General features: G+C 58.4%; 16 protein-coding genes. 6 read left to right on the top strand and 10 right to left on the bottom strand.

Features of this window, described 5'->3' with window-relative positions; all coding sequences use genetic code 11:
- Positions 1 to 74: 74 nt before the first annotated feature.
- Positions 75 to 1,667: an ABC-F family ATPase gene (locus AB5Y99_RS14535; RefSeq protein ID WP_005336974.1), complete on the top strand. Its 1,593-nt coding sequence runs from the start codon at positions 75 to 77 to the stop codon at positions 1,665 to 1,667.
- 189 nt (positions 1,668 to 1,856) lie between these two features.
- Here AB5Y99_RS14535 and ppiD read toward each other — a convergent pair whose 3' ends face one another.
- From ppiD to tig, 6 genes are all read right to left on the bottom strand, one after another.
- The gene (gene ppiD, locus AB5Y99_RS14530; protein ID WP_160880833.1) at positions 1,857 to 3,770 is read right to left on the bottom strand and encodes a peptidylprolyl isomerase; all 1,914 of its coding nucleotides are present in this window, start codon (positions 3,768 to 3,770) and stop codon (positions 1,857 to 1,859) included.
- Between the two features lie 150 nt (positions 3,771 to 3,920).
- Positions 3,921 to 4,193, bottom strand: coding sequence for a nucleoid-associated protein HU-beta (gene hupB / locus AB5Y99_RS14525; protein WP_005315375.1), 273 nt, complete (start codon positions 4,191 to 4,193; stop codon positions 3,921 to 3,923).
- Positions 4,194 to 4,433: 240 nt separating this feature from the next.
- On the bottom strand, positions 4,434 to 6,788 hold the full coding sequence (gene lon, locus AB5Y99_RS14520; protein WP_005336976.1) for an endopeptidase La: 2,355 nt from the start codon (positions 6,786 to 6,788) through the stop codon (positions 4,434 to 4,436).
- A 141-nt stretch (positions 6,789 to 6,929) separates the two neighbouring features.
- Complete coding sequence (gene clpX / locus AB5Y99_RS14515) at positions 6,930 to 8,204, bottom strand: ATP-dependent protease ATP-binding subunit ClpX (RefSeq protein ID WP_005336977.1); 1,275 nt, start codon at positions 8,202 to 8,204, stop codon at positions 6,930 to 6,932.
- 70 nt (positions 8,205 to 8,274) lie between these two features.
- Positions 8,275 to 8,898: an ATP-dependent Clp endopeptidase proteolytic subunit ClpP gene (gene clpP / locus AB5Y99_RS14510; RefSeq protein ID WP_005336979.1), complete on the bottom strand. Its 624-nt coding sequence runs from the start codon at positions 8,896 to 8,898 to the stop codon at positions 8,275 to 8,277.
- Positions 8,899 to 8,984: 86 nt separating this feature from the next.
- Positions 8,985 to 10,295, bottom strand: coding sequence for a trigger factor (tig, locus tag AB5Y99_RS14505; protein WP_005345092.1), 1,311 nt, complete (start codon positions 10,293 to 10,295; stop codon positions 8,985 to 8,987).
- 441 nt (positions 10,296 to 10,736) lie between these two features.
- Here tig and AB5Y99_RS14500 point away from each other — a divergent pair, with 441 nt between their 5' ends.
- Positions 10,737 to 11,171 carry a YccF domain-containing protein gene (locus tag AB5Y99_RS14500; RefSeq protein ID WP_005336982.1) on the top strand — a complete coding sequence of 145 codons (435 nt, stop codon included), beginning with the start codon at positions 10,737 to 10,739 and terminating at the stop codon, positions 11,169 to 11,171.
- Between the two features lie 92 nt (positions 11,172 to 11,263).
- Complete coding sequence (yfbR, locus tag AB5Y99_RS14495; RefSeq protein ID WP_139734674.1) at positions 11,264 to 11,854, top strand: 5'-deoxynucleotidase; 591 nt, start codon at positions 11,264 to 11,266, stop codon at positions 11,852 to 11,854.
- Positions 11,855 to 11,941: 87 nt separating this feature from the next.
- Here the strand turns inward: yfbR and lolE are convergent, their stop codons facing one another.
- The 3 genes from lolE to AB5Y99_RS14480 form a co-directional block, all read right to left on the bottom strand.
- Entirely contained in the window at positions 11,942 to 13,183 is a 1,242-nt protein-coding gene (gene lolE / locus AB5Y99_RS14490; RefSeq protein WP_005360064.1) for a lipoprotein-releasing ABC transporter permease subunit LolE, read from the bottom strand.
- Positions 13,183 to 13,881, bottom strand: coding sequence for a lipoprotein-releasing ABC transporter ATP-binding protein LolD (gene lolD / locus AB5Y99_RS14485; protein WP_005336988.1), 699 nt, complete (start codon positions 13,879 to 13,881; stop codon positions 13,183 to 13,185). The genes lolE and lolD overlap by 1 nt, the downstream gene beginning before the upstream one ends.
- Positions 13,882 to 13,969: 88 nt before the next feature.
- Positions 13,970 to 15,205 carry a lipoprotein-releasing ABC transporter permease subunit gene (locus AB5Y99_RS14480; protein WP_005345085.1) on the bottom strand — a complete coding sequence of 412 codons (1,236 nt, stop codon included), beginning with the start codon at positions 15,203 to 15,205 and terminating at the stop codon, positions 13,970 to 13,972.
- A gap of 76 nt (positions 15,206 to 15,281) precedes the next feature.
- Between AB5Y99_RS14480 and AB5Y99_RS14475 the strand changes: the two genes are divergently transcribed.
- The gene (locus tag AB5Y99_RS14475) at positions 15,282 to 15,857 is read left to right on the top strand and encodes a hypothetical protein (protein ID WP_005351323.1); all 576 of its coding nucleotides are present in this window, start codon (positions 15,282 to 15,284) and stop codon (positions 15,855 to 15,857) included.
- A 55-nt stretch (positions 15,858 to 15,912) separates the two neighbouring features.
- Positions 15,913 to 19,380, top strand: coding sequence for a transcription-repair coupling factor (gene mfd / locus AB5Y99_RS14470; RefSeq protein ID WP_368210021.1), 3,468 nt, complete (start codon positions 15,913 to 15,915; stop codon positions 19,378 to 19,380).
- A gap of 100 nt (positions 19,381 to 19,480) precedes the next feature.
- Here the strand turns inward: mfd and fbp are convergent, their stop codons facing one another.
- On the bottom strand, positions 19,481 to 20,515 hold the full coding sequence (fbp, locus tag AB5Y99_RS14465; protein WP_005336993.1) for a class 1 fructose-bisphosphatase: 1,035 nt from the start codon (positions 20,513 to 20,515) through the stop codon (positions 19,481 to 19,483).
- A 382-nt stretch (positions 20,516 to 20,897) separates the two neighbouring features.
- Between fbp and AB5Y99_RS14460 the strand changes: the two genes are divergently transcribed.
- Positions 20,898 to 22,514 carry a peptide ABC transporter substrate-binding protein gene (locus tag AB5Y99_RS14460; protein WP_368209994.1) on the top strand — a complete coding sequence of 539 codons (1,617 nt, stop codon included), beginning with the start codon at positions 20,898 to 20,900 and terminating at the stop codon, positions 22,512 to 22,514.
- Positions 22,515 to 22,563 lie beyond the last annotated feature (49 nt).

Genomic DNA, 22,563 nt, shown 5'->3' with positions numbered 1-22,563 from the left:
CACTTCTCGCTAAAACTTTCGGGGGATCTGTGCCATAATGCGCGCCATTTGACAGACCAATCGGGACACATACCTTGTTAAGTAGCAACAACATCACCATGCAGTTCGGCGCCAAGCCGCTGTTTGAGAACATCAACGTCAAGTTTGGCGGCGGCAACCGCTATGGCCTTATCGGCGCCAACGGCTGTGGCAAGTCCACCTTTATGAAGATCCTCGGCGGTGATCTGGAGCCCACTGGCGGTAATGTGAGCCTGGACGTCAACGAGCGCATCGGTAAGCTGCGTCAGGATCAGTTCGCCTACGAAGATATGCGCGTACTGGACGTAGTCATGATGGGTCACACCGAGCTGTGGGCGGCCATCGCCGAGCGCGATGCCATCTACGCCAACCTAGAAGCCACCGACGACGACTACATGAAGGCCGCCGAGCTGGAAGGTCTGGTCGCCGAGTATGACGGCTATACCGCCGAGTCCCGCGCAGGTGAACTGCTGCTGGGTGCCGGTATTCCCATCGAGCAGCACAACGGCCCGATGAGCGAAGTGGCCCCGGGCTGGAAACTGCGGGTGCTGCTGGCACAGGCGCTGTTCTCCAACCCCGATATCCTGCTGCTGGACGAACCGACCAACAACCTGGATATCAACACCATTCGCTGGCTGGAGCAGGTGCTCAACGAACGTGAAAGCACCATGATCATCATCTCTCACGACCGTCACTTCCTGAACTCCGTCTGTACCCACATGGCGGATCTGGACTACGGCGAGCTGCGCGTCTATCCGGGCAACTACGATGACTACATGCTGGCCGCCACTCAGGCGCGCGAGCGTCTGCTGGCCGACAACGCCAAGAAGAAGGCCCAGATCGCCGATCTGCAATCCTTCGTCTCCCGTTTCAGTGCCAACGCCTCCAAATCCAGCCAGGCGACCTCCCGCCTCAAGCAGATCGACAAGATCAAGATTGAGGAAGTGAAGGTCTCCAGCCGCCAGAACCCCTTCATCCGCTTCGAGCAGGAGAAGAAGCTCTACCGCAACATTCTGGAGATCGAAGGCCTGTCCAAAGGTTATGGTGAGGCCCCCCTGTTCAAGGGCCTCAACATGATGCTGGAAGTGGGTGAGAAGGTCGCCATTCTGGGTACCAACGGTATCGGTAAATCGACCCTGATCAAGACGCTGGTCGGCGATCTGGCACCGGATACCGGCACCATCAAGTGGTCCGAGAACGCCCAGATCGGTTACTACGCTCAGGATCACGCCGAAGATTTCGATACCGACCTCAACGTGTTCGACTGGATGGCCCAGTGGAAACAGGATAACGAAGACGAGCAGGCTGTGCGCTCCGTATTGGGCCGTCTACTCTTCTCCCAGGACGACATCAAGAAGCCGGTCAAGGTGCTCTCCGGTGGTGAACAGGGCCGCATGCTGTTCGGCAAGCTGATGATGCAGCGCCCCAACATCCTGATCATGGATGAGCCGACCAACCACCTTGACATGGAATCTATCGAATCCTTGAACCTGGCCCTCGAGATGTACAAGGGCACCCTGATCTTCGTCTCCCACGACCGCGAATTCGTCTCCTCTCTGGCGACCCGCATTCTGGAGTTGAGCGAAGATGGTATCCGCGACTTCGGCGGCACCTACGAGGATTACCTGCGCACCCAGGGCGTGGTATAACCCCGCTCCTGCACAAGTGCGCAATGCAAAACCGGCACTCAGGTGCCGGTTTTTTTATATCACGTATCAGGACGTATAGCCGCGGTGTGACTACACGAAGAGCACAGAGCTTGAGTCTCCCCCCTCTTGCCCACAGATAAAAAAACGGCTCCATCAAGGAGCCGTTTTCAATGGATTGCGCAGTGCCGATTACTCGACGGTCGCTTCCACACTGGTGAAGTACTCGATCTTGGCTGCTTTGCGCAACTCGTCGATCAGAGACTTGTAATCCACCTGGGCTTTGCCCTGACCCAGCTGAGCTTGCAGCATGGCGGCCATGCCGGATGCGGCGGCAGGGACGTTGACCTTGTCCAGCGCAACCACAACGCGGTCACCATTGGTCTCGGCAACCAGAGCCACGCTCGGCTTGCCGTCGATCGGATGGGGCAGCGTGAACGCCTGGGCAATCAGGTTCTGATCCAGCTCGCGATCGAAGCGGGCAACCCCTTTGTGGGTCTCCACTTTCAGACCCAGTGCAGTCAGATCGGCGGTGATGCTCTCACCGACTTTCAGCTTGTCCAGCAGGCCCTGGGCCTTGCCACGGGCCACTTCGCTAGCCTTGTCATGCTTGATGGCGGCAATCACCTGCTCTTTCACCTCAGCCAGCGGCTTGACCGCTTTGGGCTTGTGACCAGTGATGTGCAGCACCAGCGCCTTGCCGTCAGCCAGCTCGATCACGTCGGAGTTGGTGTTGTCATCGCGCAGCTGTTCGGAGAACGCCACGGAGAGCACCTTGGGATCGTTCAGCGGAGCCGGAGCAGTCGCCTGGGTGAAGAAATCGGAAGATTGAACCTTCATCCCCATGGCATCAGCGGTCAGATCCAGCGAGTCCGGGTTTTCGAAGCTGTTGTCAGCCATCTTCTGCTGCTCGGCGAAGAATTTCTCCTTGGCCTTGTCAGCTTGCAGACGAGTGATAGTCTCTTCTTTCACATCGGCAAACGGCTTGGTCTGGGCTGCTTCAACCCCCAGCAGCTTGATGATGTGGAAACCGAACGGGCTCTTCACCACGCCGGAGAGATCGCCAGCCTTGTCCAGGGCGAACGCAGCTTTCTCGAAAGCCGGATCCATCACCCCTTTCTCGAACCAGTCCAGCTCGCCGCCTTTTTTGGCAGAGAAGGTATCGGAAGAGTCAGCCTTGGCCAGCGCAGCGAAATCATCGCCCGCCTTGGCTTTGGCCAGCACTGCTTCTGCTTTCTGCTCGGCCGCTTTCTCATCCTTGCCAAACGGGATCAGGATGTGAGCCACGTGGCGACGCTCGGCACGCTGGAACAGATCCTGGTGCTGATCGTAGTAATCCTGGGCATCCTGCTCGGTGACCTTGATATCCTTGGCGAGGTTGGCAGCGTCCAGCAGCAGATAGTCGACCTTGACCTGCTCGTCGTTCATGAAACGGGCGCCATTGGTCTTGTAGTACTGCTCCAGCTCGTTGTCGGAGACCTGAACGTCAGCCATGTAGTTGGCGGCCGCCAGACGCACCAGACGCAGATCGCGAGTCTGGTTGTAGAGCTTGTCGAGCTGCTCCGCTTCCCCCTTGAGGGAGAATTCGGTGCCCAGCAGAGCGCTCATCAACTGTTGACGCACCATGTCCTGACGCAGGGAGTCACGGAACATTTCAGGAGTCATGCCGGCACGACGGATCAGCTGCAGATAGCGGTCATTGTTGAACTTGCCATTCTCGGCAAACTCCGGCATGGCCACGATGGCTTGCTTGATCTGTTCGTCACTGATACGCAGACCCAGTTCACGGGCCTTGCTGTCCAGCAGAGCCTGATCGATCAGCCGATCCAGCACGCCGCGACGGAACTGTTTCATGTAATCGGGGTTCGCGGCCAGCTGGCTGAATGCCTCTCCCATCTGGGATTCCATGCGGGCGCGCTCGTTACGGTAGGCATTTTCCAGTGCCGCAGCACTGATCTCGGTGCCATTGACGGTGGCGGGGGCGGTACGGGCCGGGCCGTTCAGGTAACTACCTACACCAGCCAAGGCAAAGGAGAGGATGATCAGGCCCAAGATAACCTTGGCTACCTTGCCCTGCGCCCCTTCGCGTAGTTTATCCAACATCATGTTTGTACTTATGCTCCCGAACTCGATGGGCGTAAACAATAAAAAGGCGCACCGATTGCGATGCGCCTTGGTCAATCAGTATGAGAGAAGACTCTCTAACTTGTCTGGTCTGCGACCAAGGACGGTAGCCGACGGATATCAGCGACCGACTTAGTTAACAGCGTCTTTCAGGGCCTTACCGGCTTTGAAGGCAGGAACTTTACCAGCAGCGATTTCGATGGTCGCGCCAGTCTGCGGGTTACGGCCTGAACGGGCAGCACGCTCGCGTACAGCGAAAGTACCGAAACCAACCAGAGCAACCTGGTCACCCTCTTTCAGCGCTTCACCAACAGCATCAATGAAGGCATCCAACGCACGGCCAGCGGCAGCTTTGGAGATATCGGCACCGTCTGCAATCTTGTCAATCAGTTGAGATTTATTCACTCTTATATTCCCCTTTTATCAAACACCGCTGCGGCGCTGATTTCCCTGGCCACAACAAGTGGAGGTTTTATAGCAAGCCTCCTGATCAGTTGCAAGTGACAATCTGGCGCAAACCCGCGCCACACAACGCATTGCGACTCATCACGAGTACCCGATCGGTGGTCAAGGCTACTTCCGTTATCGGGCGCATGCAAGCCTTAACCACCCGCCGAATGCGCCAAATTTGCGGCGCATCAACATTTACACGACAGAAACGCGCTCAAACCCCTGTGGATTGTCCTGCAACGCCAATTCCAGCACCTCGTCAATCCAGCGAACCGGATAAATTTCAAGGTCTTGTTTGACGTTTGCCGGGATCTCCTCAAGGTCACGCTCGTTCTCTTTCGGAATAAGCACTCGCTTGATGCCGCCACGGTGGGCTGCCAGCAACTTCTCCTTGAGACCACCGATGGGCAGCACTTCGCCGCGCAAGGTGATCTCCCCTGTCATCGCCACATCAGCACGAACCGGATTACCGGTCAAGCTGGAGACCAGGGCAGTACACATGGCGATACCGGCGCTCGGACCATCTTTCGGGGTTGCACCTTCCGGTACGTGCACGTGGATATCGCGCTTCTCGTAGAAGTCGGCGTTGATGCGCAGCTTCTCGGCACGGGCACGCACGACGGTCATGGCCGCCTGGATGGACTCCTGCATCACATCACCGAGAGAACCGGTATAAGTGAGCTTGCCCTTGCCCGGCATGTTGGTGGTCTCGATGGTGAGCAGATCGCCCCCCACTTCGGTCCACGCCAGACCACACACCTGACCCACTTGATTCTGGTCGGTGGCCTTGCCGTAATCGAAACGCTGCACCCCGAGGAACTCCTTGAGGTTCTCCTGATTGACCTGAACATGCTTGATGCTCTTGTCCAGCAGGATGCGCTTGACCGCCTTGCGACAAATCTTGGAGATCTCGCGCTCCAGACTCCGCACACCCGCCTCGCGGGTGTAGTAACGGATCACTCCGACCAGGGCAGAATCTTCGATGGTGATCTCGGACTCTTTCAGGCCGTTACGCTGGATCTGCTTGGCAACCAGATGCTGCTTGGCAATGTTGAGCTTCTCATCTTCGGTGTAACCGGAGAGACGGATCACTTCCATCCGGTCCAGCAACGGACCCGGGATGTTCATGGAGTTGGAGGTAGCCACGAACATGACGTCCGACAGGTCATAATCCACTTCCAGATAGTGATCGTTGAAGCTGTTGTTCTGTTCCGGATCCAGCACTTCCAGCAAGGCGGATGCGGGATCGCCGCGCATGTCCGAGCTCATCTTGTCGATCTCGTCGAGCAGGAACAGCGGGTTCTTCACGCCGACTTTCGCCATCTTCTGGATGAGCTTGCCGGGCATGGAACCGATATAGGTACGGCGGTGACCGCGGATCTCCGCTTCGTCACGCACCCCACCGAGAGCCATACGCACATATTTGCGGCCCGTCGCCTTGGCGATGGATTGGCCCAGCGAGGTCTTGCCCACACCGGGAGGGCCAACCAGACAGAGGATGGGGCCCTTGAGCTTATTGACGCGCGCCTGCACCGCCAGATATTCGAGGATGCGATCCTTGACCTTCTCAAGGCCATAGTGATCGGCATCCAGCACCTCTTGCGCCTTGCCAAGGTCTTTCTTGACCTTGGATCGCGCCTTCCACGGCACCTGTACCATCCAGTCCACATAGCTGCGCACCACGGTAGCCTCGGCGGACATGGGAGACATCATCTTCAGCTTGGCAAGCTCGGCCTGGGCCTTTTCACGGGCATCTTCCGGCATGCCAGCCTCTTCAATCTTGCGATTGAGGGCTTCAAACTCATCCGGGCTATCTTCCAGCTCACCCAGCTCTTTCTGGATGGCCTTCATCTGCTCGTTGAGGTAATACTCGCGCTGGCTCTTTTCCATCTGCTTCTTGACGCGAGTACGGATGCGCTTCTCGACCTGCAGCAGGTCAATTTCCGACTCCATCATCGCCATCAGGAATTCGATGCGCTCGGAGACAGAGACGATCTCCAGCACCTTCTGCTTGTCTTCCAGCTTGAGCGGCATGTGGGCCGCCATGGTGTCAGCCAGACGCGCAGCATCGTCGATCGCCGAGATCGAGGTCAGTACCTCGGGCGGGATCTTCTTGTTGAGCTTGATATAGCCTTCAAACTGGCCGATGGCGGAGCGAACCAGCACTTCCTGATCCTTCTCCTCAATGGCTTGGGAGGGAATGTACTGGGCCTCGCAGACAAAGAAATCCTTGTCGTCGATCATCCGCTCCAGGCGGGCACGCTGCCCACCCTCTACCAGCACCTTGACGGTGCCGTCCGGCAGCTTGAGCATCTGCAGAATATTGGCCACTGTCCCGACGGTGAAGATCTCCTCCACCGTTGGCTCATCGGTTGACGCATCCTTCTGGGCCACCAGCAGAACTTTCTTGTCCTGCTCCATGGCCGCTTCCAGACAGCGAATGGATTTTTCCCGCCCCACAAAGAGTGGAATGACCATGTGGGGATAAACCACCACGTCACGAAGAGGCAGGACGGGAATCTCGATGCGTTCTGAACGCTCTAGGTTCATATATGTCCTCTCGGCTTGTTATACCGTTGGCAAAGCGCTTGGCTGAGTATATGGGGGCGCTGAGATGAGATTCAATCGCCGAAACCGTAAAAAGCATGAAAGGGGCAAAAAGCCCCTTCCATTCGATTAAAAATCAGACATTTACTCTGATGCAGCAGCCTGGGTTTCGGGATTTTCGTAAATCATCAAGGGCGCGGAGTCCCCTTTGATCACGGTCTCGTCGATCACCACCTTGCTGACCCCTTCCAGAGAAGGCAGGTCATACATGGTATCCAGCAGCACGGCTTCCACGATGGAACGCAGACCACGAGCACCGGTTTTACGCTCCATCGCCTTGCGAGCAATGGCGTTGAGTGCGTCGTCACGGAACTCCAGCTCGACCCCTTCCAGGTCGAACAACGCAGCGTACTGTTTGGTCAGCGCGTTTTTCGGCTCTTTCAGGATCTGGATAAGCGCAGACTCATCCAGCTCGGTCAGGGTCGCGACCACCGGCAGACGGCCGATGAACTCGGGGATCAGACCATACTTGATCAGATCTTCCGGCTCCACCTTGGCGAAGGTCTCGCTCAGGGTGGCCTTGGCATCCTTGGATTTCACCTCGGCGCCAAAACCGATACCGGTTCCCTTCACGGAACGCTGCTCGATCACCTTGTCCAGACCGGCAAAGGCACCGCCACAGATGAAGAGGATCTTGGAGGTATCAACCTGCAAGAACTCCTGCTGCGGATGCTTGCGACCACCTTGCGGCGGCACGGAAGCGATGGTCCCTTCGATCAGCTTGAGCAGTGCCTGCTGTACCCCTTCCCCGGAGACATCGCGGGTGATGGAGGGGTTGTCCGACTTGCGGGAAATCTTGTCGATCTCGTCGATGTAGACGATGCCACGCTGGGCCTTCTCTACGTCGTAGTCACACTTTTGCAGCAGCTTCTGGATGATGTTCTCCACGTCCTCGCCCACATAACCGGCTTCGGTCAGGGTGGTCGCATCGGCCATGGTGAACGGCACATCCAGCAGACGAGCCAGAGTCTCGGCCAGCAGGGTTTTACCGCTACCGGTCGGGCCAATCAGCAGGATGTTGGATTTGCCGAGCTCCACACCACTGTTTTCGCCGCTGTTGCGCAGACGCTTGTAGTGGTTGTAGACGGCAACGGCCAACACCTTCTTGGCATACTCCTGCCCGATCACATAGTCATCGAGATGAGCGCGGATCTGATGAGGGGTTGGCAGCTCGTTACCATCGCGCTTGGGAGAGATCTCGCGGATCTCTTCGCGGATGATGTCGTTGCACAGCTCGACGCACTCATCACATATGTAGACGGAAGGGCCAGCGATCAGCTTGCGCACTTCATGCTGGCTTTTGCCGCAAAAAGAGCAGTAGAGCAGCTTATCACCCTCACCCTTGCGTTTCTCTGTCATTCAGCAACCTCGTTTTATCAATAGAGGATGGATCGGCCTGTTGAGTTTACAACAGACCGGGACACCCTGCTCAGCTACGCTGGCTCAGGACACCGTCTACCAGACCATAGGCCACGGCCTGCTCGGCGGACATGAAGTTGTCACGATCGGTGTCACGCTCGATGGTAGCCATGTCCTGACCGGTGTGGAACGCCAGGCGCTCGTTCAGGGTATTTTTGATCTTCAGGATCTCCTGGGCGTGGATCTGAATATCAGATGCCTGACCCTGGAAGCCACCCAGTGGCTGGTGGATCATCACGCGGGCGTTAGGCAGGCAGAAACGCTTGCCCTTGGCGCCACCAGCCAGCAGGAAGGCACCCATGGAGCAGGCCTGCCCCATGCAGACGGTGCTGACATCCGGCTTGATGAACTGCATGGTGTCATAGATGGACATGCCCGCAGTCACCGAACCACCCGGCGAGTTGATGTAAATATAGATGTCCTTGTCCGGATTCTCGGACTCGAGGAACAGCAGCTGGGCAACCACCAGATTGGCCATGTGATCTTCAACCTGACCAGTCAGGAAGATCACCCGCTCTTTCAGCAGACGGGAGTAAATATCGTAGGAACGTTCACCCTTGGCAGTCTGTTCGACCACGATGGGGACCAGCGCATTGCTGGGAGAATCGGTCATATCGTTATAGTTCTTGTACATAAGGCATTGTCCCTAAAATAAAATGGCCCGAGTGGAGATCACACGAGCCATTATACTTAACAGTCTTGACCTTAAGTCAAATGTTCTTAGGCAGCGGCGCCAGACTTGTTGATCACTTCGTCAAAGGCAACTTCTTTTTCGGTCACTTGCGCTTTGGACAGGATCAGGTCGATGGCTTGATCTTCTACTGCCAGGTTACGAACGCCGTTCAGCATCTGTTCGTTCTTCTGGTAGTACTCGATCACTTCCTTCGGATCTTCGTAGGCAGTCGCCATGGACTCGATGATGCTGTTTACACGGGCATCGTCAGCCTTGATCTCGTTGGTGCGGATCACGTCACCCAGCAGCAGGCCTACGCGTACACGACGCTCGGCTTGAGCCTGGAACAGTTCAGCCGGCAGCTCGGGAGCGTTGCCGCCCTGGAAGCCACCGAAGCGCTGCAGAGCCTGCTGACGCAGTGCGTCGATCTCTTGAGCAACGGCTGCTTTCGGCAGGTCGATTTGGTTGGCTTCAACCAGACCGTTCAGAACCTGCTCTTTCACGCTGTTTTTCAGGGCTTGAGCCAGTTCGCGCTCCATGTTCTTGCGCACTTCGGCTTTCAGCTCTTCAACAGAACCGCTTTCGATACCGAAACGCTTCACGAACTCTTCGGTCAGCTCAGGCAGGATCTGCTCTTCAACCTTGATCAGCTTGGAAGCGAACTTGGCTTCTTTGCCTTTCAGGTTTTCAGCGTGGTAGTCAGCCGGGAAGGTCACTTCGATGGTGAACTCGTCGCCTGCTTTCTTGCCCAGGATGGCGTCTTCGAAGCCCGGGATCATGCGGCCAGCGCCCAGCACCAGGTTGAAGCCTTCAGCTTTGCCGCCGTCGAACTCTTCACCGTCAATGGAACCTACGAAGTCCATGGTCACACGCATGCCATTGGCAGCGGCAACATCGGCATCAGCCCAGGTAGCGTGCTGCTTGCGCAGGGTGTCGATCATGTTGGCCAGATCTTCATCCTTCACAGTCGCAACCGGCTTCTCGACCTTGATGGTCTCGAGACCTGCAACTTCGAACTCCGGATACACTTCGAAAGTGGCGGTGAATTCGAAATCCTGACCTTCTTTGATCTCTTTCGGATCCATGGTCGGGGCACCAGCCGGGCTCAGTTTGTTTTCGATGATGGCTTTGATGAAGTTGCTCTGCATCATTTCATCAGCAACGCGGGCGTGAGCCATGGCGCCGAACATCTTCTTGATGATGGCAACCGGAGCCTTGCCAGGACGGAAACCGTCGATGCGACGAGTTTTGGCCAGGCCATTCAATTCTTTACGCACAGCGGCGTCTACGGTAGCAGCCGGTACAGTGATGGTAAGACGGCGTTCCAGACCCTGGGTTGTCTCTACAGAAACTTGCATTCTTCTACCTCGTTCAACTCAGCACTGTGTGCTGACCCTTTATTGCCCCTGGGCAAAGCCCGGAGTCTTCCTGTTTATAAAGACAACGATATGTCTTTGTGATGAGAAAATATGACGCGGCATTATAGCGGCGCACTTTGGTCGAGTCGAGCCACACATCCCCCACATTGAGCGGCGTGCAAGCACAATTCATGCAAAACTGCCCTTTATATGGGGAGAGAGGTGCCCGACTTCAACTATCCGATGGCAATAATTTTGCGTTTGCTCACCTTTTTTCATCCGAACGCCGCTTTATTACCCATCTTTCGCCGAAAAACAGCCCACCGTTGCGGGCGGCGACTCAATTTGACCAGCCAAATGGCGATTGGACCAATCAACCATTGCGTCCCTACCCCTCCCTCGTTATGGTGGCAACCAAATTGATGATCTGGAGTCACTCACATGGCCTTTTTCCGCTTCTTGTTCAATCTGCTCTGGTTTGTACTGGGAGGTGTCTTTATGGGCCTGGCCTGGTGGCTGGCCGGTCTTGTCTGCTTTATCTCGCTGGTCGGCATCCCCTGGGGACGTGCCTGCTTCGTGATCGGCACCTTTACCTTCTTCCCGTTTGGCAAGCAGGCCGTCAATCGCAAGACCATGACTGGCCAGAGCGATATCGGCACCGGCACTCTGGGGCTGATTGGCAACATCCTCTGGTTCGTGCTGATCGGCGTCTGGCTGGCCATCGGCCACATCGCTTCCGCGCTGGCCTGCTTCGTGACCATTATCGGTATTCCGTTCGGTATCCAGCACCTCAAGCTGGCACTCATCAGTCTGGCGCCTATCGGCCAGATGATTGTGACCAACCAGGAGGCGGAATCGGGCCGCTATATCCGCTAACTGCGGGAAATGCGCGGGCAGACGCTGCCCTGCAACGAAAAAAAGGGCAGACTAGGGTCTGCCCTTTTCTATTCTCTTTTGTTGAGGCCATCATGTTACCCAGCCACTTTTTCGCCAATCTCGCCCGCATGAAACTCATCTATCGCTGGCCCCTGATGCGCAACATCCAGCCGGAAAACATTGCCGAGCACAGCCTGCAGGTGGCCATGGTGGCCCATGCCCTCGGCATCATCAAAAACCGGCTGTTTGGCGGCAACGTGAATGCCGACCGCGCCGCCGTGATGGCCCTCTATCACGACAGCAGTGAGGTGCTGACCGGCGATCTACCCACCCCGGTCAAATACTTCAATCCCGAGATCGCCCGCGAGTACAAGAAGATAGAGCTGGCCGCCGAGCAGCGTCTGCTTGGCATGCTGCCGCCAGAACTGGTGGAGGACTTTCGCCCCTTGCTCGATTCGGCAGCCCAGGATACCGAGCTGGCCAGGCTGGTGAAAGATGCCGACACCCTCTGCGCCTATACCAAGTGTCTGGAGGAGATCAACGCGGGCAACCGGGAGTTTGAACCGGCTCGCAAGCGCCTCGAGGCCATGCTGGCAGCGCGGATGAGCGATGAGATGCGCTACTTTATCGACACCTTTGTGGCCAGCTTCTCCCTGCCACTCGATGAGCTTAACGCTCACTAAGCCAGTCTACGTGACCTGAAAACAGAAGGGCCCGCCGGTTTGCACCAGCGGGCCCTTCGTTATTTATGGCGCATTAGATGCAATCCATCAGTGGCCCAGCTCGCGGGAGGGTACCAGACCGCTCGCCCGCCAGGCGGGATAGAGGGTCGCCACCAGACTCATCAGGATGGCGGCGCCCGTCACGATGAGCAGGTCCTGCATATGCAACTCGGTCGGCAAGAAGTCGATAAAGTAGATATCCGGATTGAGGAAGCGATGGCCGATGAGCTTTTCGACAACGCTAAGGATCTGGGTCAGCTTGCTCGAAAGCAGCCCGCCCAGCAGGGCGCCAAGCAGCGCACCGGCCACGCCGTTGACCATGCCCTGAATGACGAAGGTAAGCCGGATCTGGCCGGGGCTCGCCCCCATGGTCTTGAGGATGGCGATCTCGCTGCGCTTCTCGTTCACCGCCATCACCAGGGTGGAGACGATGTTGAAACAGGCGACGGCCACCACCATCAGCATCACCACATACATGACGGTACGCACCATCTGGATGTCCTGATAGAGGTAGCCCTGGCTGTTCATCCAGCTGCGGATGTAAACATGATGGGGGAACTGCTGTGCGGCGGCTACCGTGATGGATTGCGCCTTGAGCACATCGCTCACCCGCAGGCTAAAGCCCTCCACATCGCTGCCCATACCGGTGATCGCTTGCGCATCAGCCAGATGCATAAAGCCGAGCAGACCGTCGAGCTGACCGCCGATCTCCAGCAGCCCCACCACGGTCAGGGCTTCGCGCCGGGGATTCTTGATCCCGGTCTGATCACCCCCTTGTGGCAACAACAAGCCAAGAGTGTCACCCACCTTGACTCCCAGTTTGTCGGCAATGGTCTTGCCAAGGATCACCCCACGCTCACCCGGTTGCAGCTCACGCAGGCCGCGGCCCGTCATGTATTTGCCCGCATCCGACAAATTGGCTTCCAGCTCCGGCAATACCGCGCGCAGTTGCACCCCCTTGAGGGCGGAGCCGTGCTCCAGCAGGCCATTGAGGCGAATGACCGGCGCAGCGGCCTCGACGCCCGGCTGGGCCAGCAGGTAGTCACGCAGACGAGGCCAATCCGGCAGCGGCCGCTCGACGGCGTCCAGCTCACCTTGCGGCACCACTGAAAGCACCCTGTCTTTGAGCTCCCGCTCGAAACCGTTCATGGCGGAGAGGCCCAGGATCAGCGCCATCACCCCGAGGGCGATACCGATCAGGGAAGAGGCTGAGATAAAGGCGATAAATCCGTTGCGACGGCGGGAGCGGCTGTAACGCAGGCCCAGAAAGAGGGGCAGCGGTTTGAACATCAGGCAACCTCCGCCATCACGCCGCTCACCAAGGTCACCCGGCGATGGAGCTTGGCCGCCAGACTCAAGTCGTGGGTCACCACCACAAACGCAGTGCCCAGCTCACGGTTCAGTTCACACAGCAGTTCATACACCGCGGTGGCACTGGCGTGATCCAGATTGCCGGTGGGTTCGTCCGCCAATACCAGACTAGGTTCGTTGACCAGCGCCCGGGCGATCGCCACCCGCTGACGTTCACCGCCGGAGAGCTCTGAAGGACGGTGGTTCAAGCGATGGGAGAGCCCAACCCTACCCAACATTTTGGTCGCCTTTTCGGTGGCAACCGCCACCGACTCACCGGCGATCAAGAGCGGCATGGCCGCATTTTCCAGCGCACTGAACTCGGAGAGCAGGTGGTGGAACTGATAGACAAAGCCCAGCTCGCGGTTGCGAAAACGGGCCTGGGTACGGCTGTCCCAATGGTGAATATCCTCCCCCTTGAACAGCACGGCGCCACTGGAGGGGTTGTCGAGCGCCCCCATCAGATGCAGCAGAGTGGTCTTGCCGGAGCCGGAGCTCCCCACCACCGCCAGCATTTCACCGGGTGCGACGCAGAGATCGATCCCCTTGAGCACCTGAGTCTCCAGCTCCCCCTCTTTATAGACATGATTGAGCGCCTGGCAACGCAGCAGAGGTTCACGGGATACGGCTTCATTCATAACAGGGGCTCCACTTGCCTCGGTAACAACGCTGGCACCCGCAACAACGGGGGCACCAGTCACAACAGAAGATGCATTATTCACGGCATTACTCATAACGCAGCGCCTCGGCCGGTTTCACCCGCGCAGCGCGGGCCGCCGGATAGAGGGTGGCACTGAAGCTCAGCAGCACGGCGCCCAGCAAGATGGTGATGACCTGAGCCGGCTCGACAATCACCGGCAAGCCACTGCCGCCCGCCGCCATATAGAGGTTGAGCCCCACCGCATTGAGCAGGGGGTTGAGACCCAGGGAAAGCGCTAGGCCAGCCAGCCCGCCAAACAGGGCGCCAATCACCCCGCTGGAAGCGCCAAGCACCATGAAGATTTTGACAATCCCCGATTCACTCATGCCCATGGTGCGCAGGATGGCCACTTCGCCCTCTTTGTCCGTCACCACCATCACCAGCGCGGAGAGGATGTTGAAGGTAGCGACGGCGATGATCAGCACCAGCATCAGCCCCATCATCCGTTTTTCCATGGCGACCGCCTGGAACAGCTCGCCCCTCTCGCGGCGCCAATCCTGCCACAGCAGCCCATCCGGCAACGGCGTCTTGATCACCTCGTCAGCGGCAAAGGGATCATCGAGCCAGAGGCGAATGCCACCGACGGTTTCTGGCGGCAGACGCAGCAACCGCTGGGCATCCCCCAGCGCGATCAGCGCAATCTGGTTATCCACATCGGCGCCGACCCCGAAGATGCCGGAGACGGTAAAGAGGCGCTGGGCCGGTACCCGACCAAACGGAGTGAAGCGGGTCCCCTCGGTCAGGATCAGGCGAACCTGATCGCCGATGGAGACATTGAGGCGACGTGCCACCCCCTGCCCCAGCACGATGCGGTAGTGACCCGCCTGCAGGGTATCGAGGCGCCCCCCCAGCATCTGGCTGTGGAGGATGTCATCCTTGGGCCACTTTGCAGGGTCGATCCCCTGCACGCTCACCCCGGTCAGCTGGCCGGGGCTTTGCAGCATTCCTTCGCTGTCGAGCATGGGGGCAGAGGCAACCACATGGGGTAATTTGGCCAGATCCGGCAAGCCTTGCGGGTCTGCATCAATGCGGCCAGCCTGATTGGTCACCACCACATGGGGGATCACCCCGAGGATGCGCCCTTTGAGCTGCCCTTCGAAACCGTTCATCACCGAAATAACCACCATCAGGGCGGCAACCCCGATGGCAATGCCAAAGGTAGAGAACAGGGAGATAAATGAGACGAAGCGATTGCTGCGCTTCGAGCCTGCATAACGCAGGCCGATGGCCAGCGAAAGGGGCTGAAAAAGTCCGGTCTTCAAGGATATGTACGTTGCCAACAAAATAAGATACCGGATAATAAAGGGAAACCGTCCATGACAACAAGGGATAGCCTCCATGCAGGAACAGTTCTTCAGCGTCACTCATGCCACGCCGGTCAATGTGATCCCCATGCCGGCCGACTTCCACCTCCCCTCGCTGGAGGAGCTGGACGCTGAGCTGCCGGAGCCCTTTCGGATCTCTTCGGCCATTACCTCCATCGATCTGGTGACCACTCGCCTGCTGCGCAACCAGAACGAGTCGATGCACGATCTGATCGAGATCGTCAATCAGCAGTCCCGCAAGATCGACATGATTATGGGCTATGTGCTCTCCCTGCAGGACCATCCGGAGCAGCGCTTTCACACCCTGCGCTTCGGGGCTGGCCAGCTCACCTACCTGCATCCCTATCATGATCACGGGGATGCGCCGCACCTGCACCAGATAGTGCGCCTCAAGATCTTCCTGCGGGAAGAGGCGGCCGCCATCTACTGCTATGGCCAGGTCAAACAGCTCGACGGCGGTGAACATGGCACCCATGTGCAGCTCGACTATGTGCGGATCCGCGAAGATGACCGTGAACTGCTGGTTCGTGCCAGCCTCCACGTGCAATCGAAGCAGCTCAAGCTGCGCGCCCAAGAACGTCAGCGCTAACCATAGCGAACGTCGCGATAGATAACGTCAACGTTAAAAGAATCGAATCATGCCAATGACACTCCCCGCCTTGCCCGCCAAAGCGGGCCAAAAGATCACGCTCGGCCAGCTGGTCGGCAGCAGCCTCTCGCTGATTGCAGCCCGTCTCACCAGTGAAGCCAAGGGGCCGGTACTGCTTATCACCGCAGATACCCCGAGCGCCCTGCGCCTGGAGCAGGAGTTACAGTACTTGCTGGCAGACAAACAGCTAGCCGATCAGTCCGCCCCCGTATTGCTGTTCCCCGATTGGGAGACCCTGCCCTACGACACCTTCTCTCCCCATCAGGACATCATCTCCCAGCGGCTCGAAACTCTCTACAAGCTGCCGCAGATGAGCAAAGGGGTATTGATTGTCCCCATCTCCACCCTGATGTTGCGCTGCGCCCCCCGGGTCTATCTCGACAAATACAGCCTGATGGTGAAGGCCGGCCAGCGCCTCAATCTGCAACAGCTGCGCGGACGCCTGGCCGAGGCGGGTTACGTGGCGGTGGATCAGGTGCTGGAACATGGCGAATTTGCCGCCCGCGGCTCCCTGCTCGATCTCTTCCCCATGGGCAGCAGCAGCCCCTATCGCATCGACTTCTTCGACGATGAAGTGGACTCCATCCGCCCATTCGATCCCGAAACCCAGCGTTCCAGCGAACCGGTCAAGACGGTCAGCCTGCTGCCCGCCCGGGAATACCCTACCGACGAGGCGGCCATCGAACTGTTTCGCGGCCAGTTCCGCGAGCAGTTCGAGCTGTCGCGGGCCGAGGGTTCCGTCTATCAGGAGGTGAGCAAGGGGCGCTGGCCCGCCGGCATCGAGTATTATCTGCCGCTCTTCTTCAACCAGACCGCCAGCCTGTTTGACTACCTGCCGGAAGAGACCCTGCTGCTCACCGTGGGGGATATCTACCCCGCCGCCCAGCGTTTCTGGAACGACATCGGCCAGCGCTATGAAGACAGACGCTGGGACAACACCCGCCCCCTGCTATCCCCGGCCCAGCTCTATCTGCCGGTGGAGCAGCTCTTTGCCTCTCTAGGCCAATATGGCGCGGTGCGGCTGCAAGAGGCCGCTACCGCCGGTGATGCCGGTCAGCATGATCTGCCCATCTCGGCGCTGCCCGATCTGCAACTCGATCACAGCAAGGAGCAACCCCTGCTGGCGCTCAACCAGTTCCTGCAAGGTTTTGCCGGGCGCACCCTGTTTGCGGTGGAGTCCGAAGGACGGCGGGAGGTGCTCGGCGATCTGCTGGCGCGTATCTCGCTGCAACCCAAGGAGTTCCCCTCCCTCGACGCCTTTATGGCGAGTCCGGATAGCCACGGCCTGCTGGTGGCACCCCTTGAGCGTGGCTTCCTGTGGCAGGAGGCTGGTCAGGATCCATTGGCGCTGATCACCGAGACCGAACTGCTGGGCGGCAAGGTGCGCAGCAAACGGGCGCGAGAGAAGAGCAAAAACTTAAGCTCCGATGCGGTGATCAGAAACCTGGGCGAGCTGACCCAGGGTCAGCCGGTGGTCCATCTGGATCACGGGGTCGGCCGCTATCTGGGGCTCGAAACCATCGACGCCGGTGGTCTGCCCACCGAGTTTTTGACCCTCGAATATGCCGGCGGCGACAAGCTGTTCGTGCCGGTCACCAGTTTGCACCTTATCAGCCGCTATACAGGCTCTGATAACCCGCCCAGCCACAAGCTCGGTGGCGAAGCCTGGAGCAAGGCACGGCGCAAGGCGGCGGAGAAGGTGCGCGACGTGGCAGCCGAGTTGCTGGATGTCTACGCTCATCGCGCCGCTCGCGCCGGTTTTGCCTTCAAGCACGACAAAGAGGCCTATCGCCAGTTTGCTGCAAGCTTCCCGTTCGAGGAGACCGACGATCAGCTCAACGCCATCAATGCGGTGCTGGGGGACATGTGTCAGGCCAAGAGCATGGACCGACTGGTGTGCGGCGACGTCGGTTTCGGCAAAACCGAAGTGGCTATGCGGGCGGCGTTTGTGGCCGTGCATGGCGGCAAACAGGTCGCCGTGCTGGTGCCCACCACCCTGCTGGCGCAACAGCACTACGACAACTTCCGCGACCGCTTCGCCAACTGGCCGGTGCGGGTCGAGGTGCTGAGCCGCTTCCGCTCCGCCAAGGAGCAGACCGCAGTGATGAAGGAGCTGGCGGAGGGCAAGGTGGATATCATCATCGGCACCCACAAGCTGCTCGGCTCCGAGCTCACCTTCAAGGATCTGGGGCTGCTCATCGTCGATGAGGAGCACAGATTCGGGGTGCGCCAGAAGGAGAAGATCAAGGCACTACGGGCCGATGTGGATATCCTCACTCTCACCGCCACCCCTATTCCGCGCACCCTCAATATGGCGATGTCCGGCATGCGGGATCTCTCCATCATCGCGACTCCGCCCGCCAAGCGACTCGCCATCAAGACCTTCGTGCGCCAGCACGAACCGGCGGTGGTGCGCGAGGCGGTACTGCGGGAACTCAAGCGCGGCGGTCAGGTTTACTACCTGCACAACGATGTCGAGAGCATCGAGAAGTGCGCAGCTGATCTGGCGGAGCTGGTGCCGGAAGCACGCATCGGCATAGCCCACGGCCAGATGCGCGAGCGCGACCTTGAGCGGATCATGTCCGACTTCTACCACCAGCGCTTCAACCTGCTGGTTTGTACCACCATCATCGAGACCGGCATCGACGTGCCGAGCGCCAACACCATCATCATGGATCGGGCGGATCATCTCGGTCTGGCCCAGCTGCACCAGCTGCGGGGCCGGGTTGGCCGCTCCCACCATCAGGCCTACGCCTATCTGCTCACCCCCCATCCCAAGCTGATGACCAAGGATGCAGCCAAGCGGCTGGAGGCGATCGCCTCGCTCGAAGATCTCGGTGCCGGTTTTGCGCTGGCGACCCACGATCTGGAGATCCGTGGCGCAGGCGAACTGCTCGGCGACGATCAGAGCGGCCAGATTGAATCGGTCGGCTTCACCCTCTATATGGAGATGCTGGAGCAGGCGGTCGAGGCGCTGAAAAATGGCAAGGAGCCGTCGCTGGAGCAGCTGATGAGCCAGCACACCGAGGTGGAACTGCGCCTGCCTGCACTGCTGCCGGATGACTATATTCCGGACGTCAACATGCGCCTCTCCATGTACAAGCGGATCGCCAGTGCGGCGGACGAGCAGGAGCTGCGCGAGCTGAAAGTGGAGCTGATCGACCGCTTCGGCCTCTTGCCGGAGGCAACCAAAACCCTGCTGGAGCTGGCCGCTTTCCGCCAGCGCGCCACCGCCCTTGGCATTCGCCGGGTGGAGATGAGCGAGCGTGGCGGCTATCTCGACTTCACCCAGGAGACCAAGGTCAATCCGGCCTATCTGGTCAAACTGCTCTCCAGCCAGCCACGGGTCTACAAGATGGACGGGCCGACCCGGCTGCGCTTCCAGGTGCCGACCCAGGATCGCGCCATGCGTCTGAAACTGGTGGATGGTTTGCTGGCTGATCTGGCCAACAACAGCCTGTGAATCTCTGCAGCGCTGGCGGCGAGCCAGAGAGATCACGCCAACTAAAACGGGAGCCAAATCGGCTCCCGTTTTTTATTCGCTATCAGTCAACTGCGTACGTTCAGCCCTGATTGGCTGGATCCTCATGGGCGGAGAATTCACGCATAAAGGCCTCGGCCCGCTCCACCATCTTGGTCGAGCCAACGAAGTAAGGGGTGCGCTGGTGCAGCGCGGTGGGCTGGATATCCATGATGCGGCCAAAACCGTCAGAGGCCTTGCCACCAGCCTGCTCTACCAGAAACGCCATCGGGTTGCACTCATAGAGCAGCCGCAGCTTGCCATTCGGCGAGTTGGTGCCGGACGGATAGATGTAGATGCCGCCCTTGAGCAGGTTGCGATGGAAATCGGAAACCAGGGAGCCGATATAACGGGAGGTGTAAGGTCTGTGGGTCGCCTCATCCCGCTCCTGACAATATTTCAGGTACTTCTTCACCCCGTCCGGGAACTTGATGTAGTTGCCCTCGTTGATGGAGTAGATCTTGCCCTCTTCCGGAATGCGGATGTTCTCGTGGGAGAGGCAGAAACAACCGATGGAGGGGTCGTAGGTAAAGCCGTTGACGCCAAACCCTGTGGTGTAGACCAGCATGGTGGAGGAGCCGTAGACCACATAACCGGCGGCGACCTGACGGTTGCCCGGCTGCAGGAAGTCCTCCAGGGTCACCGGCGAACCCTGCGGGCTCAAACGGCGGTAGATGGAGAAGATGGTCCCGACCGAGACGTTGACGTCGATATTGGAAGAGCCATCGAGCGGGTCGATCAGCACCACATACTTGGAGTTTTTGGAGAGCGGCGAGTCAAAGGCGACGAAGTCCTCTTCCTCTTCCGAAGCCATGCCGCACACCTCGCCGCGCGCTTCGAGCGCCGCCTTGAAGCGTTCGTTGGCATAAACATCCAACTTCTGCTGCACCTCGCCCTGTACGTTTTCAGCGCCCATGGAACCGATGATATCCGCCAGTCCCGCCTTGTTGATCTCCCGGTTCACCACCTTGGCAGCAAGGCGGATCGAGCTGAGCAACGAGGTCAGCTCGCCAGTCGCGGTAGGATAATCCGCCTGCTTTTTGACGATGAACTCACCCATGGTGATCATGTTTCGCATTTTTGTTCCTTTAGATCGCATCCGTTGGCATTGAAAACGTTTGCAGGCATCGGCAAAAAAAATGCCGATCACCGGCGGCCTTGATTTGTAACCTAATGTAACGTCTGTTTTTTGTTTTTGCAGCGAATTAAGCGGCCTATTAAATAGGCTATTTCGCCTCACGTTATGGTAAAAGACGCGTTTTATTCGGTTTCAATCGATAACTTTCTGACCCTTAATTCGTGGCAATAACCTGCGACAAGCCATGAGCTGACTGGCCTTGAGCCATGAAAAATGGAGTCTGATGGGCCTGCCGTTCCCTCAGCCATTGCCTCTTGAGATCCGATCGCCAATCCAGCACACTGATTTCGCTTTGGAAGCAAATAAAACTCAAGGATTATCAATGAACAAGACTCTCATTGCCGGCATGGTAGCCGGACTGTTTGCCCTTCCCGCCTGGGCTGCCCAGGTGCCTGCCGGTACCAAGCTGCTGCCGGATGCCCAACAAATCTACGTGACCAATATCGGCACCGAGCCCACCACCATCGACCCCCAGCTGGTGGAAGAGAGTGCCGGTAGCGAGATCGTCAACGATCTGTTTGAAGGGCTCTACGTACTGGATAACAAAGGCAAGACCCAGCCCGCTGGCGCTGTCAGCTACGAGGTCGACAAAACCGGGACCGTCTACACCTTCAAGCTGAGACCCGAGGCCAAATGGTCTAACGGTGAACCGGTCACCGCCGCCGATTATGTCTACGGCTGGCAACGGGCAGCCGATCCCAAGACCGCCTCCAACTACGCCTGGTTTATCGAGTTGACCGGTGTGGCCAATGCCGGCGAGGTGATCCAGGGCAAGAAGAGCCCGTCAGAGCTCGGGATCAAGGCGCTCGACGACTACACCCTGCAGGTGACCCTGAAAAATCCGGTCCCCTTCTTCCTCAAGATGCTGGCCCACTACACCACGTTCCCGGCCCCCAAGGCCACCATTGAAAAATACGGCAAGGATTGGGTCAAACCGGGCAATATCGTCTCCAACGGCGCATTCGTGCTCAAGGAGTGGACCCCCAACGAACGGCTGAGTGCCGAGCGCAATACCCACTACTGGGACAATCAGCACACCGTCCTGAACAAGGTGGTCTATCTGGAGATCGTCTCCGAAACCGCCGCCTACAACCGCTACCGCACCGGCGAGCTGCACTACACCACCTATCCGCTGGAGCAGTACAAGCACATCAAGAGCCAGAGCCCGCAAGATCTGGTCAGCGCCCCCATGCTCGCCACCTATTACTATGTGTTCAATGTGAACCGCGAGCCGTTCGATGATCCGAAAGTACGCAAGGCGCTCTCGCTGGCCCTCGACCGAGAGACCATCACCGACAAGATCCTGGGACAAGGGCAACTGCCCGCCTTCAGCCTGACCCCACCGAGTGTCGATGGCTTTGACCTGAAAAAACCGGCCAGTCAGCAGCAAAGCAAAGAGGAGCGGATCAAGCAGGCCAAAGCCCTGTTGGCCGAAGCGGGTTATGGCCCGGACAAACCGCTCAGCGTGGATATCCTCTACAACACCAACGAGAGCCACAAGAAAATCGCCTTAGCCGTCTCCTCCATGTGGAAACACAACCTGGGGGTCACCGCCACCCTCAACAACATGGAGTGGAAAACCATGGTCTCGGCACTGAACGAGGGGGATTTCGGGGTGAGTCGCTACTCCTGGAACGGGGACTATAACGATGCCTCCACCTTCCTCGATATCCTGACCTCCAGCAGCAGCGCCAACAGCGGCAAGTGGTTCAACAAGGAGTACGATGCCCTGCTGGCCAAGGCCCACGACTCGCAGGATGCGGCCGAGCGCAATCAGCTCTACCAGCAGGCAGAAGCACTGATCGAGGCTGACGCCCCTATCGCACCGCTCTACTTCTACGTCAAATCGCGACTGCTCAAGCCGTTCGTCAAGGGTTATCCCTATGAGAGCCCGCAAGACATCGTCTATAGCCGGGACCTCTATCTGGTCGCCCAGTAACCTGTCTGGCACTGCTTGATCATATAAAAAGCGCCTGCATTGCTGCAGG

This window comes from Aeromonas sp. R4-2 (assembly GCF_040908295.1).
In the GTDB taxonomy this organism is placed as follows: Bacteria; Pseudomonadota; Gammaproteobacteria; order Enterobacterales; family Aeromonadaceae; genus Aeromonas; species Aeromonas veronii.
This window is presented reverse-complemented; position numbering and strand designations above follow the sequence as displayed.

Excerpts from the sequence above, each read along its gene's own strand:
- ppiD (WP_160880833.1), bottom strand. The coding sequence starts at position 3,770 with ATGATGTTGGATAAACTACGCGAAGGGGCGCAGGGCAAGGTAGCCAAG.
- lon (WP_005336976.1), bottom strand. The coding sequence starts at position 6,788 with ATGAACCTAGAGCGTTCAGAACGCATCGAGATTCCCGTCCTGCCTCTT.
- clpX (WP_005336977.1), bottom strand. The coding sequence starts at position 8,204 with ATGACAGAGAAACGCAAGGGTGAGGGTGATAAGCTGCTCTACTGCTCT.
- clpP (WP_005336979.1), bottom strand. The coding sequence starts at position 8,898 with ATGTACAAGAACTATAACGATATGACCGATTCTCCCAGCAATGCGCTG.
- tig (WP_005345092.1), bottom strand. The coding sequence starts at position 10,295 with ATGCAAGTTTCTGTAGAGACAACCCAGGGTCTGGAACGCCGTCTTACC.
- AB5Y99_RS14500 (WP_005336982.1), top strand. The coding sequence starts at position 10,737 with ATGGCCTTTTTCCGCTTCTTGTTCAATCTGCTCTGGTTTGTACTGGGA.
- yfbR (WP_139734674.1), top strand. The coding sequence starts at position 11,264 with ATGTTACCCAGCCACTTTTTCGCCAATCTCGCCCGCATGAAACTCATC.
- lolE (WP_005360064.1), bottom strand. The coding sequence starts at position 13,183 with ATGTTCAAACCGCTGCCCCTCTTTCTGGGCCTGCGTTACAGCCGCTCC.
- lolD (WP_005336988.1), bottom strand. The coding sequence starts at position 13,881 with ATGAATGAAGCCGTATCCCGTGAACCTCTGCTGCGTTGCCAGGCGCTC.
- AB5Y99_RS14475 (WP_005351323.1), top strand. The coding sequence starts at position 15,282 with ATGCAGGAACAGTTCTTCAGCGTCACTCATGCCACGCCGGTCAATGTG.
- mfd (WP_368210021.1), top strand. The coding sequence starts at position 15,913 with ATGACACTCCCCGCCTTGCCCGCCAAAGCGGGCCAAAAGATCACGCTC.
- fbp (WP_005336993.1), bottom strand. The coding sequence starts at position 20,515 with ATGCGAAACATGATCACCATGGGTGAGTTCATCGTCAAAAAGCAGGCG.
- AB5Y99_RS14460 (WP_368209994.1), top strand. The coding sequence starts at position 20,898 with ATGAACAAGACTCTCATTGCCGGCATGGTAGCCGGACTGTTTGCCCTT.